This is a genomic window from Brachybacterium sp. AOP42-C2-15 (assembly GCF_052377065.1).
Lineage (GTDB): Bacteria > Actinomycetota > Actinomycetes > Actinomycetales > Dermabacteraceae > Brachybacterium.
This window is the reverse complement of the sequence record NZ_JBQSWK010000060.1, coordinates 1-12879: the sequence shown is the minus strand read 5'-3', so window position 1 is coordinate 12879 and position 12879 is coordinate 1. Positions and strand designations below refer to the sequence as shown.

The window sequence follows — 12879 nt, the reverse complement described above, 5'->3', positions numbered from 1 at the left end:
AGCGACCGAGGATCCCAGTTCCGAGCACGCTCGTTCGTGCACGCCCTGAACCGGCATCACCTCATCGGATCAATGGGAAAAGTCGGCGCCGCCGGCGACAACGCCGCGATGGAATCCTTCTTCGCGTTGCTGCAGAAGAACGTCCTGGACCGCAAGCGGTGGCGGACGCGAGAAGAGCTCCGGATCGCGATCATCACCTGGATCGAGCGGACGTACCACCGACGCCGCCGCCAGGCCCGTCTGGGCCGGTTGACCCCCATCGAATACGAGACCATCATGAATCCCGCCGTGGACCTCGCGGCCTGACACCCAACTGTCACCTGATCGTGCGGCAGTCCCTCCTCGCCTCACTTCTCGATCGTCCAGCGCTGACAGGGCGCGGTGGTATTCCGACCGGCTCATCTAAGAGCCGTTCCGTTGCCGCAGCGGCGCGAGCAGGCGACCGGCGACGCTCCGAAGACCGACGACGACACCCTGCTCCTTGAAGACCGCACGCGTCCGCAACGCGGCGTAGAGGCGCTCATGACGTCGCACGAGCGTGGTCATCCGCTCGTGGAAGTACTCCCAATCCCCCAGCTCGACGGCGCGCGCGTAGTGGATGTGGCTCTGCTCGGCCATCTCGGTGCGCGATCGCTGGATCCTGCGGCGCAGCCGCGTGGTGCTGCCGACGGCTTCGTAGCGCTTGCTCGGGCGCCATCGGCCCGCAGCGTCCGCCCGGGCGAGCCGGTAGCCGATCTCGTCACGGGTGTGTCGCACGAGCCCGCGCTGCGAGCGGTGCACCTTCTCGGGCACGGTCGCCTCCAATGACAGGCGGCCCTCGGCGATCGCCGCGTTCACGATCTCCGCGATCCGCGCGTCACGCACGATGACGACGTTCGTTCCGTTCGGGTCGCCGTCGTACTCGGGGAGCCAGGCGTCGCCGACGACGACGTCGGCCGTCTCGTTGAACGCGTCGTCGGTGAAGTCCGAGAACTTCGCCTTGAAGAAGCCGAGGCCCCAGTCGCTGCCGAACAGCTCGTCCTGCCGCTTCACGATGGTGACCTCGTCACCGTCGATCAGGCCGGTCATCTCCATGCGATAGTCCCAGGCGCGACCCTCGGGGACCTTCACGCGGAAGTCGAACGCCCGTAGGTCTCCGGGCTTGATGCCGCACTGCCAGGCGAAGCTCTCGGCGTACTTCGTCGACTTCTGGTGTCCGCAGACGAGGCCGACGGTGAACGCCAGCCGCTCGCCGATCTGCGCATCCGCCGCTGCGAGCAGACGGAGCTCGAAGATCACGCTCGGGATGCCGACGACCGCATAGCGTCCCGGCTGCTCGCGCATCGTGCGCAGCACGCCGTCGAGCTGGACCGGGTAGTACCGCGACTTCGAGCCCGCCGCGACGTCGTCGGGCGAGGAGGAGACGGTGAAGTCGAAGAGCACGTCGGCGCCGTCGGCCGTGGGCGCCACATGGATCACGTGGTCGACGTCGCCGGTGCGCAGCAGCTCGCTGAGGATCCAGCTGCCGAATCCGCCGGAGCTGCCGTCGCGGCGGTAGTCGCCTTCCGCCACGAACCCGACGTAGAGGTCGTGGAAGTGGCCCACCACCGGGTCGTATGCGATCCCCGGCTGCGCGCCGAACAGCTCGGCGGCGATCATGCTCTCGTCGCCGACCTTGGACGACGACATCGCCGACACGGACTGCATCCGGTCCCGCTCCTCGGCGGTCGGGGTGCCGACGAACCGCGTCTCGTAGAGGCCGACGTCGTTGAGCACCGTGCGCGCGCTCGCGCTCGCCGCCGACAGCGCACCGCTGCCCACGTCGTAGCCGCCCGTCAGGATCGCGTCGAGATCTCCTGTGCTCCCGCCTGCGGCCGATGGACTGCCTCGGTGGTCACGCGACATGCTCGCCCTCCAGCTCGCGCTTGAGCCGGGAGAAGTAGTTCTGCTCGAAGTGCCTCGGCAGCGTCGGGAACGAATCCGAACGGTAGAACTCGGCGGCTCGCGCGACGGCATCGTCGATGTTCTCGGCGAAGACGATGTGCTGGCCGAACAGGTCGGTGGGGAACCAGCTGATGCCCGAGCTGAGCTTGTGGTCGGTGGTGCCGAGCGCCACGACCGGAGTGCCGGCGATGAGCGAGAAGATCACGCCGTGATAGCGATCGGTGACGGTGACCCGGTGCTGGCTGAACCTACGCCACTCCGCGTTCAGGACCTGATTCAACCGAAGACGGATGTGTACCGGCGACAGGTCGGAGTTCGTGTCGGTGACCGTTGTCGGACCGATCTCCGAGAGTCTGCGCTCGAGCTCGGCCACCTGGCCGCCGGCGACATAGACCGACTCGACATCGCGGCGCAGGCACAGCTGGATGCCGTCGCGCTCCGCGGCGCTCGGAACCGGTGTCGCGCCGATCCGGCGGGTCACGATGTCGGGGTACAGCAGCAGACGGCATCCGGAGAACTCGCGCTGAGCGGTCTCGTACGACGACGTGTCCCGGCACAGGAGCGTGACGCGACCGTGCCCGTTGAAGGAGCCAGCGACCTCGCGCAGCGCCGCCGGGTCCTTGAAGTGGATGGTCTGCGGCAGCGCGACGATGTCGTTGTCGCGGATGTGCTCGACGACGGCGAGCTGCAGCCCGATCTCGATCGGGTACAGGTCGGTGACGTGATAGCCGCTGTGCAGGAAGACGAGGTCGCGCGCCTGGATGTCACCGGCGATGCGACGGATCAGGGCGTAGTCGTCTCGCGAGGCCGAGCGCGAATCGAGGATCGCCACGTCGTAGCCCGGATAGTTCGACTGGATCCATTCCCGCGAGACCAGCGACTGCGCGTGATCGCCGAGGTTCTCGTGGAACGGCGAGCCGATGAGGTACGCGAGGGGGCGCCCCTTCCGCCGGCGCACGGCGTTGCGCGCCGTGACGTAGAACGCCGCCGTCCTCGCGCGTTGACGCAGTCGGGCGCTTCTGGCACGCAATCCCATCGATGAATTCCCTTCCGCCGTTCCACCGCTGTTCCACTGCTATCCCCCAGTGCAGGGGTGTGCTTCTGCCGAAATCACCGAACTCCAAGACGATCGTCCTGAAAGCGCCTCGGGCACGGCCCGATGCTACGGGTTACGGGGGCGGCGACGACGTCACGCCGAGTTCTCGAGACCGCGCACCGTCCACCTGCGCGTCGACGATCGCCCAGGCCGATTCCATCGCTCATCGCAACGCCCCGAGGCGAAGGCACATGGTGCGGCACCGCCTCCGGCATCGGAACGGTGAAGAGCGCAGACGGCCTGCTCGACACCGAATGCGTCGTCAACGTCATCTTCCGAACCGGCCGTCTCCGGAATCCGTCACGGTCATCAGCCGACCCACCCACGGGCACGGAAGAGCGCATCGACGCGCTCCCACATGCCGCGGTAGGTAAATCTCTCGCGAACATCCGCTTGCGCCGCCGCGCCGATCGATCGACGCAGCTCCGGCTGAGCCATCGCCGATGACAGTCCGCGGCGCCACGCGTCGACGTCTCCGACCGGAAGCATCAGGGCGGTCGATACGGAGAAGTACTCGCCCAGCGCTCGAGTGTCCGACAGCGCGACGCAGGCCCCCGTCGCGGCGGACACCAGAGCGACCGTCTGGCCGGAGGGGTATTCCATGGAATGTGTCGTCACCGCCACGAGACGGTCAAGTCCCAGGAAGTGGTGTAGCGATCCTTCGATGAGGGGTCAGGCTGTCAGCGCGGGCAGGGCATCGGTGTTCACCTCGTTCACGGGGCTGGTGGTGAGGGAGAGGCGGCAGCGGGCGAGGACGTCAAGGCCGAGATAGCGGCGTCCTTCGGCCCATTCGTCGGTCTGCTCGGCCAGGACCGCGCCGACGAGCCGGATGATCGCCTCGCGAGAGGGGAAGATGCCGACGGAGTCCGTGCGGCGACGGATCTCCTTGTTCAGCCGTTCGGTGGGGTGGGGGCACCTCCCGCTTGCGGGGGATTCGACCAGATCTGGACCCATACGTCCTTGGGGAACGTGGTGAATGCGAGCAGATCTGCTCGAGCGGCGTCGAGGTGTTCGGCCACGGCCGGGAGCTTCTCACCGACGTAGTCCAGCAACCGCTCGAACTGGGCGTTCACGGCGGCGGCGTCGGGCTGGTCATAGACGCTGTGCAGCATCGCTTTCACCGCTGGCCACATGCTCTTGGGCGTCACGGCCATGAGGTTCGCGGCGTAGTGGGTGCGGCACCGCTGCCAGGCCGCCCCGGGCAGGTGCGCAGCGATCGCTTCGACCAGTCCCGCATGCGCATCGGAGGTCACCAGGCGGACCCCGGCGAGGCCGCGGGCGACGAGGTCAGCGTAGAAGCCGTTCCACGCAGCGCCGGTCTCGGAGGTGGCCACCCGCATGCCGAGGACCTCGCGGTGCCCGTCGCCGTTCACGCCGGTGGCCAGCAGGACGACGGCGTTGATCACGCGCCCACCCTCACGGACCTTCATCGTCAGGGCGTCGGCAGAGACGAACGTGAAGGGGCCGGCCTCGTCCAGGGGACGGTGGCGGAACTGCTCGACGTGCTCGTCTAACGACTCCGCCATCCTGCTGACCTGCGACTTCGAAAGACTGTTGATGCCCAGAGTCTTCACGAGCTTATCCATGCGACGGGTGGAGACACCGGCGAGATAGCAGTCCGCGACGACCGTGATCAGGGCGGACTCGGCGCGCTTGCGCCGCTCGAGCAGCCACTCAGGGAAGTAGGTGCCGGTGCGGAGCTTAGGAACGGCGACGTCGATCGTGCCGATGCGAGTGTCGAGGTCGCGGTGGCGGTAGCCGTTGCGCTGCGCAGACCGGATAGCGCTGGGCCGGCCGTACTCCGCGCCGGCAACGGCATCAGCGTCCGCGGAGAGCAGCGTGTTGACCACGTCTTGGAGCAGGCTGCGCATCAGATCCGGGGAAGCTTCGGCCAAGGCTTCACCGAGCAGGCCGGAAGGGTCGACAATGTGGGGAGCGGTCATCGTGATGACTCCGTTCGAGAGTGCTGTGGAAGGTTCACTCGAAGGATCACACGGTGGCCGCGTCCCCGTCCGGGACGATCACGGCAGCCACCGCGCTACACCACTATCGGGGACTCAACTAAGAAAATCGAGGCCCGGCGCAGGATCTCATTGTCCTCCCGCAACCGTTTGACCTCGGCTTTCAGCCGCTTGACCTCGGCAGATTCCTCGCTGGTAGTGCCAGGCCGGGTTCCGTCGTCGACCTCAGCCTGGGCCAGCCAGCGCCGCACGGACTCCCGCGAGACACCTTCCTGGCGGGCGACCGCAGCCGTCGCCGCGGTCAGGGTGGGGTACTCCTGCTGGTGCTCGCGCACGAGCCGCACGCACCTCGCGCGCAGCTGGGGATCGGTCTTCTTCGGCATGCTGTCCATCCTCTCGGGCTCAAACAGCAACGGCATCAAACCTGGGCCGATTCAGATCTCCTCTCAGCCTTCGCGGACCCATCCGCGGGAGCGGAACAGCACATCCACATGACGCCACATGGACTCATAGGTGAAGTGAGCGTGCACATGGTCGCAGGCAGCGCTCCCCAGTCGTTCGCGCACCGCCGGATCTCCAGCGGCGCGAAGAAGCCCTGCACGCCATGCTCGCGGGTCATGGGCGGGTAGCAGCAGAGCAGTCGCGGGAGAGAAGTACTCAAGAAGCGCAGGTGTCGAGGTCAGTGCGATGCACGCTCCGGTTGCTGCTGCCTCCAGCGCGACTGTCTGTCCGGACGGGTACGCCATCTCCGACGTCGGCACGGCCACGATGCCCGCCCGGGAGATGACGGCACGATATTCGTCATAGGGCACGACTCCGTGGAACGTCACGTTCTCGGGCAAGCGGCTGGCAGCGATGTTCCCCTCACTGCAGTAGAGATCGACATGCAGGTCAGTGCCCTGCACCGCCTCGAAGAGCGTGGTGTAGTCCCTTCCCCGATCGAACCCGACAGCCACGATGCTGCTGTCCCTGGTCCCGAAGTCCACCGGAGGGTGCTGCTGCGGGGCGAATCCGAAGGGGATGGCCTCCACGGACCCCTCATGGAATCCTGCGTCAATCAGCACATCGATCTGGTTGGCGCTGAACACCATCGTGAGGTCCACCCCGCGGTAGCGCCCTGCCAGTCGACGTCTCTCCGTGGCGGGCAGCCGTCGGAGGTCATCGGCGAGCCAGCATGCGATCATCGCCAACGGAGTCGTTGCGAAGGGGCGGATGCGTCGCGCTCTCAGGGCGGAGGGGAGCTGCGCATGGCTCTCGAGGAAGGCCAGGACCACATCGGCGTCGCGGACCAGTTGCATCGACCGAAGCACATGTTCGGACGGTACACCGGTCCTGTGTTCGATCACATCGCGGAGTTTGCGGTGCCAGGCATGGCGGGCAGGGCTTGCCTGGGTCAGTACGTAGCCGAGCCCCTCCAGCAGATCGATGCCGTAGGGGCCATCAGCCGCTCGCGTGTCGGATATGACGGCGATCCGGGTCCTCACACACCCCTCCCTCTTCCGCTTCACCTGCAGTGGCTACGCGCTGAGTGATCCCAGTTGGACCAGGCGATCGAACTCCGGTTGGCGGGCGACGAGCTCCCGCATCGAGCCGCGGTCCTTCAACCTACCGCCGGAGAAGAAGAGGATCTCGTCGGCGTTCTTGACGGTCGACAATCGGTGAGCGATCACCAGGACGGTGACATGGCCCTTCAGAGCATCGATGGTCCGCGTGATCTCGTACTCGGTCTCGTTGTCCAGGGAGCTGGTCGCCTCGTCCAGGATCAGAACTCGCGGCTCCGCATAGAGGGCTCGCGCGATGCCGATCCGCTGGACCTGTCCGCCGGAGAGCCGAGCACCGCCGTCGCCGACCCAGTTGTCCAGGCCCTTAGGGAGTTCGGTGATGAGATCATCCAGTCGTGCGCGCCGCACGACCTCCTCGAGCAGCCCGGCATCGACCTGCTCCGGCGGTTGGCCGAAGGTGATCAGGTCACGAATGGGGGCGTCCCACAGATACACCCGTTGGGAGACGACTGCCAGTTCGCTCATCCAGCGACGCGGCTCCTCCGCAACGGAGAGGTCGCCCACGGTGATGGTCCCGGTGGTGGGTCGGATGAGGCCTGTCAGCAGGTCCGCGAAGGTCGTCTTCCCCGCTCCTGAGGAACCGACCAGTGCCACGGTGGATCCGCGGCGGATGGTGACATCTACTCCCTGGAGCACATCGTGGGTGCCGTCCGGGTACCGGTAGGAGAGGTCCTGGACGACGATGTCCTCGGACGGGACGAACTGCCTCGGCTCGTCCTCGTCATCGTCCACGACGGATCGGTCCCCGGCGAGCTCCAGGATCTGCTCGACGACGAACTCCAGGCTGGGCCGGCCGGTGCGGACCCCGTTGAGGGTCGCGACGAACCGGTTCAACGCCGGGATGATGCGCATCGTCGCGGCCGCGAACACTGCGAGCAGGCCGAACGCCACCGACGGCTCGCGCAGGGCGAAGAGAGTCATCGCTACGACGATGATGCCCGTGATCATCACGATCTCGAGCACGTGCTTGGGCAGCTCTCCGAGGATTCCCTGCGTACGCACCACTCTGGCGTACTCCGATCGGTTCTCCCGGTACTGCTGTATGAACATCTCCTCGCGTCGGAAGATCCGGGTCTCCCGGAACCCTTCGATAGCAGGATTGAGCTGTCGCCACGACGCCTTGTTCAGCTCCAGGGCCTGCATACCGAGTCGGCGGGCGTGGGGCCTCAGCACGCGGGCAAGCAGGAGGGCTGCCCCACCGAAGAGCACGGCCACCACCACGGTGACCTCCGGAGCGAGCACGGCCAACAGGATCAGCAGCGTGACCATCATGATGAGGTCGGTGATGATGCTGACGTACCCGAGCAGGACAGCACCCAACGTCGTAGGGACTGAATCCGAGATGGCCTGGAGGATCGTGGCGCGCGATCGCCGCCGGTGCTGCTCGTAATCCGCGCGCACATACCGGCTGAGTATCTCGGACTGCGCCGCGGCCATGGCGGACTTGGTGATCCCCAGACTCCACCAGCGGATCAGCACGAGTGCCACGTTCTTCACCAGGAAAGCGGACCCGATCAGCAGACCCATGCCGATCAGCAGATCCTGCCGATCGTCCGTGCCGAGCACGGGCACCAGATAGTCCTGCACGACAGGTGGCAGCGCATCGGAGGTGAGCAGCTGGATCAGGGGAAGCATGCCCGCCACCGCGGCCATGTCCAGCGCCGAGACGACGATCGCGCTGATGAGCACGAGCAGCAGCCTGTTCCTCATGGGCCACGGCACGAGGGTCATCACCAGTCGCAGTCGCCTGTAGTCCGACCAGATCGCCGCTTCCCGGCGAATCCGCTTCATATCCTCACCTCATGCCAGTGCGACGTCGATGCGACAAGCCACTTGGCGAACATGCGCTGGCCACCCTGAACTAGTCTATGGACATGATAAGCCGGGACCGCCATCACCGGCCGGGCGCGGGTGCACGGCACCGGGGCGGCTCAGCCGTGATCGTCACACCGTGGGATCCTGCGTCCGGGCGTGCCTGGTCCGGCGTCATACCTCCCATGGTCTCTGCGCTTCGGTCGGCTCTGCAGGAGATCGAGGTGATCAGTGCACACGCTGAACCGGTCGCCCTCGCGGACAAGGCGGCGTGCAGGATCGCCGGCACAGTCGGTCGTCTCCACCTGCCGGACTGGTCCGCACCGACTGCGGTGCCCCGCGCACTGCGCATCCGCCGGCTCATCGCCCAGTTCCCCCCTGGGACACCGGTCATCTCCCTTGCCGGTACCCCTCTGCTGGCAGCGGTGCCCCTCGCCTACCCGATCATCCAGGTGACCGATACGTCCTTCGCCGCACTCGCTGCCGAGTACCCGGCGTTCCAGCGGCTCTCCCGGCTGACCCGAGCCCAGGCCACGGTCTTGGAGGGCCGGGTCGCCGCCCGGACTGCCCGGTTCGCCGTCGCAACCGAATGGAGCCGGCAGGCCGTCCACCGCGATATGCGCGTTCCGCTGTCCAGGATCCAGGTGATCCCCTTCGGTCCGGCGATCGACGGACGCCACGCATCGGCGCAACTGCGGAGCGAACGCTCCGCTCCCCCTCCCTGGAAGATCCTCCTGGTCGCCTCGGACTGGGAGAGGAAGGGCGGCGACCTCGCAGTCGCCGCCGTGGCAGAGCTCCGCCGCCGAGGCCACCAGGTGAGGCTGACCGTCGTCGGCGGGCTGGAGCCGCGCTCTCTGCCTTCGTGGGTCGAAAGGACGGGCCGGCTGCAGCAGGCCGAACTCAGTGAGCTGTACCGTACGCATCACATACTGCTGGAACCAGCGCGCGCGGCCGCCGGTGGAGTGCTGATCACCGATGCGCTGTCGCATGGGCTGCCGGTGCTCACCCATGCCGTGGGAGGAGCGACGACGTTGGTTCAGGATGGCCGGACAGGCTGGGTGGCGGAGCCGAGCTCTTCCGCCGATCATCTTGTGAACGTGTTCGAGCAACGAGTGCTCAACGCAGACCTACCGGCGTTCTCCGCAGCAGCCGTCACGTGGGCCCGCCGCGAGGCATCCTGGGCGACCTGGGGCACCGCGGTGGCCGAGCTGGCCGCATCCCTGCAGCGCCCGTGTGACGCCGGTGAAGGGGGGAGGAGCAGTGAGAACGATCGAGACACTGCGTGAAGCGAAGCATCGGGCGTTCCTCGCCCGGAAGCGGGTGCGCAGAATGCGAGCTCGGGTCGCACTGCGTGCGCATGACCGGCAAGGGGCTCGGAACGAAGCAGCGAACCCTTTCCGCTACCGCGACGGGATGTTCCCCCACACGTTCCTCAGCCGCGAGACTCCTCGGATCGAAGACGTGGATCCCGCCCCCCGCATCCTCTGGGCGATCTGGCTGGGACCCGACCCCCGACCCCGGCGCGCCGCGTCCCTCCAGGCACTGCGAGATCAACCTGACCTCGACGTGCGCCTGATCCGTGAACCCGCATCCCTGGAGCTCGCAGGCCACCCGTTCCATCCCGCGTACCATCACTTGCACGTCGTGCACAGGTCCGATTACCTCCGGGCCTACGCGATGCACCATTACGGGGGCGCCTACTGCGATGTGAAGCCTCTGACCTCCACCGTGCGGGCAGTCATCGACGACCTGAACTCCGACGACGACGCCTGGGCGATCGACTATCGGGAAGTCACCTCCACCTACGTCGGTGACCTCCCCCACGAACTGGGTGGGTATCTCAAGGCCCATTACCGCGCGGTGCTCGGACCGTCCGCTTTCGCGTTCCGTCCGCGGTCCGCCTTCACGACCGAATGGATGCGTGAGCTGCATGCGCGTCTGGACTATTACCACGAACCCCTCCAGGAGGCTCAGGCCGCGGGCTGCGACCCATACGCCGCTCCACCGCAGTACCCGATCCGCTGGTCCGAGATCCTGGCCGACATCACACAGCCCCTGTGCCTGAAGCATCAGGCGCACGTACGGTTCACCGACAGGATCCGTCCCATGCTGAAGGACTACCGATGACCTCGCGCATCCTCCAGATCGCACCGTCCGTGCCGCATGCAGCGGTCCCGCACGCCGGCGGGAGGTTCCAGCTGCAGGTGGTTCAGGCTCAGCAGGAGGCCGGCGCCCACGTGATGCTCCTGGTACCGAGCTACCCCGCGACCAGGCGCGACATCCCCCGGGCACCCGAGTGGCTGCGTGTCGTTGATCCGGAGCGAGGCCTCGAGCACGGTGTGGTCGTCTCCCTCCTGCTGCGCGCCTCCCATCGACTCCTCGCCCTGGCCGCTCGGAGCCCCTTGCCATGGCTCCACCCGCCGTTCATCGCATCGCTGCTTCTCTCCTCCCGTGTACGCCGGCTGCTGCGCGGAGCGGATGTGATAGACCTCCAGTGGTACGAGATGGTGACCCTCGCCCCCCTGATCCGAGCGATCGCCGGCCGCAGGCCCCGCCTCATCGGGACCTTCCACGATGTGATGAGCCAGCGCATGTCCCGCAGAGCGGAGTTCGAGAGCGCTCCGGAGGAGTCCCGGAGATTCCAGCGCCTCGCGCAGCAGCACCGGCGCCTGGAGAAGTTCCTGGCGCGGTGGCTGGACACATGCCTCGTTCTCTCCTCGAAGGACGCGGATCTGCTCATCGACTCAGGGATCCCGCCGTACAAGGTGCAGGTGGTGAACCCGCTCGTGCAGGTGCCCGCGTCGGCCACCGACACGCCACCTCCCTCGCCACGCACGGACAAGGTGCTCGTCGTCGGCTTCCTGATGAGGCACGAGAACATCGATGCGGCCCAATGGGTGATCAGCGAGATGTGGCCGACGGTCCTGGCCGCCGTTCCGGGAGCCGAGCTCCACGTGATCGGGGACGAGGCACCCGACCGTCTGAACGACCTGGCGAAGAATGCCCCCCGCGTCGTCATGCGCGGGTACGTGGATGACCTCTGGACCGAGTACCGACAGGCAGCATGCAATGTCGTCGCGCTGCGCGATGGAGCGGGAGTCAAGTTCAAGACGATCGAGTCGATCATCGCGGGAGTTCCCACGGTGGCCACACCGATCGGAGCTGAAGGCGTGGCAGATCCCTCGTCCTTCGTCACCATCAGCGAGGACCCGGCGGAACTCGCCCAAGGAATCATCGCAGCCCTGACCGACCCCCGGGAGGCTGAGCACGCCCGGGACTCAGCACGGCGCATCACGGATCGTCACGGCGCGACCGCGTTCAGCCGTACGATCCGACGGATCTACCTGGAGGATCCCGCTCGGCCAGCCCCGGGTGGCACCTCATCATGAGTGCGGAGGCCAGCAGGGCCGGCTCAGCACCACCGGCCGTCAGCGTCGTCATCCCGGCGTTCAACGCGGCACGCACGATCGCCACCCAGCTCGAGGCCCTGACCGGACAGGAGGACGCCCCCGAGTTCGAGGTGGTCGTGGCCGACAACCGCTCCACTGATGACACGGCAGAGGTCGCGGAACGGTTCGCGGGGCAGTTGGAGCTCAGGGTCGTCGCTGCGTTCGCGTACCAGGGGGTCAACTGCGCCCGTAACACGGGAATCGCAGCCGCAAAGGCCGAATGCATCGTGCTGATCGATGCGGACGACGTCGTGGGGCCCCGATTCCTTGCCGAGATCACGGCGCCGTTCGACGACGACCCGCGTCTGGGCATCGTGGGGGGTGCAGGTGATTCCGGGAACGGCCCGGAGACCGAGCTGCGTATATGCCAGGGTCACCTCGGCTATGTGCTCGGCGCGGCCCTTGCCGTGCGCCGGGAGGTCTTCGATGCTGTCGGTGGATTCGACCCACATTTCGTGGGAGGGCACGACGAGGTCGACTTCTGCTGGCGGGCACAGCACGCGGGGTACGGGATCACCGTGGCACCGGAGGCGGTCTTCACCTATGTCCAACGTGCTGACGATCGAGCTGCGTTCCACCAGTACCGCAGGTACGGATTCACGTACGCCCAGCTCTACGCGAAGCACCGCCACCGTGGGATCACCGGGGGAAGTCTCAGATCAGAGATGCACCTGCTGCGTGGGACGCTGCGGGACCTGCCGCGTTTCGTAAGAGCGCGCGGCGCTGAGCGTGCAGCGATGGCACGAGGGTTCGGATGGACACTCGGCCGATGGACCGGGGACTTGCGGTTCCGTGTCCTCGCTCCTCGGTGAGGGACCGCGCATCCGCTCGAGCATCCCTTCATCACGGCGCAGCGTCGCCGGAGGCGCCACCGCGAGATCCGCGTCGCCCACGTCTCCTGGCCCGGCTGAGAACCGACCGCAGTCGGCGGCGAGTGCGTGACGCCGCGTTGTCGAAGCGTCCGTACAGGCGGTCGTACCGGCGTACAACGGTTCGCAGCCGAAAGATCTCCGCCCAGAGCACATCCATGTTCTGCAAGTACAGGTCGGGACTGTTGCGGCTGATCCTCCCATAGG

General features: G+C 66.9%; 10 protein-coding genes and 2 pseudogenes. 5 read left to right on the top strand and 7 right to left on the bottom strand.

Going from position 1 to position 12879, the window contains the following annotated elements:
• On the top strand, nucleotides 1–306 hold a 306-nt coding region (locus ACT3SQ_RS18210; RefSeq protein WP_444502854.1), incomplete at its 5' end, for an IS3 family transposase.
• A gap of 96 nt (nucleotides 307–402) precedes the next feature.
• On the opposite strand, the gene ACT3SQ_RS18205 is transcribed toward ACT3SQ_RS18210, so the two are convergent.
• From ACT3SQ_RS18205 to ACT3SQ_RS18175, 7 genes and pseudogenes are all read right to left on the bottom strand, one after another.
• Nucleotides 403–1884, bottom strand: a complete 1482-nt coding sequence (locus tag ACT3SQ_RS18205; protein ID WP_442332597.1) for a Coenzyme F420 hydrogenase/dehydrogenase, beta subunit C-terminal domain — start codon at nucleotides 1882–1884, stop codon at nucleotides 403–405.
• Nucleotides 1874–2959, bottom strand: coding sequence for a polysaccharide pyruvyl transferase family protein (locus ACT3SQ_RS18200; protein ID WP_442332596.1), 1086 nt, complete (start codon nucleotides 2957–2959; stop codon nucleotides 1874–1876). The genes ACT3SQ_RS18205 and ACT3SQ_RS18200 overlap by 11 nt, the downstream gene beginning before the upstream one ends.
• Before the next feature lie 369 nt (nucleotides 2960–3328).
• The gene (locus ACT3SQ_RS18195; RefSeq protein ID WP_442332595.1) at nucleotides 3329–3622 is read right to left on the bottom strand and encodes a glycosyltransferase; all 294 of its coding nucleotides are present in this window, start codon (nucleotides 3620–3622) and stop codon (nucleotides 3329–3331) included.
• 69 nt (nucleotides 3623–3691) lie between these two features.
• Nucleotides 3692–4962, bottom strand: a pseudogene (locus tag ACT3SQ_RS18190) (IS256 family transposase).
• Nucleotides 4963–5081: 119 nt separating this feature from the next.
• Nucleotides 5082–5363 (bottom strand): annotated as a pseudogene (locus ACT3SQ_RS18185) (transposase); the annotation flags it as partial.
• A gap of 63 nt (nucleotides 5364–5426) precedes the next feature.
• Complete coding sequence (locus tag ACT3SQ_RS18180) at nucleotides 5427–6278, bottom strand: glycosyltransferase family 4 protein (protein ID WP_442332594.1); 852 nt, start codon at nucleotides 6276–6278, stop codon at nucleotides 5427–5429.
• 219 nt (nucleotides 6279–6497) lie between these two features.
• Nucleotides 6498–8333: an ABC transporter ATP-binding protein gene (locus tag ACT3SQ_RS18175; RefSeq protein WP_442332593.1), complete on the bottom strand. Its 1836-nt coding sequence runs from the start codon at nucleotides 8331–8333 to the stop codon at nucleotides 6498–6500.
• A 245-nt stretch (nucleotides 8334–8578) separates the two neighbouring features.
• Between ACT3SQ_RS18175 and ACT3SQ_RS18170 the strand changes: the two genes are divergently transcribed.
• The 4 genes from ACT3SQ_RS18170 to ACT3SQ_RS18155 all read left to right on the top strand — a co-directional run bounded on the left by ACT3SQ_RS18170 (nucleotide 8579) and on the right by ACT3SQ_RS18155 (nucleotide 12615).
• Nucleotides 8579–9640 (top strand): glycosyltransferase family 4 protein, encoded by a 1062-nt coding sequence (locus tag ACT3SQ_RS18170; protein ID WP_444502843.1) that lies wholly within the window; start codon nucleotides 8579–8581, stop codon nucleotides 9638–9640.
• Nucleotides 9641–9767: 127 nt separating this feature from the next.
• Nucleotides 9768–10481, top strand: coding sequence for a hypothetical protein (locus tag ACT3SQ_RS18165; RefSeq protein ID WP_442332591.1), 714 nt, complete (start codon nucleotides 9768–9770; stop codon nucleotides 10479–10481).
• Nucleotides 10478–11743: a glycosyltransferase gene (locus ACT3SQ_RS18160; protein ID WP_442332590.1), complete on the top strand. Its 1266-nt coding sequence runs from the start codon at nucleotides 10478–10480 to the stop codon at nucleotides 11741–11743. Before ACT3SQ_RS18165 ends, ACT3SQ_RS18160 begins: the two co-directional genes overlap by 4 nt.
• A complete protein-coding gene (locus tag ACT3SQ_RS18155; protein ID WP_442332589.1) occupies nucleotides 11740–12615 on the top strand; it encodes a glycosyltransferase in 876 nt (291 codons plus the stop codon). The genes ACT3SQ_RS18160 and ACT3SQ_RS18155 overlap by 4 nt, the downstream gene beginning before the upstream one ends.
• Nucleotides 12616–12879: the final 264 nt, after the last annotated feature.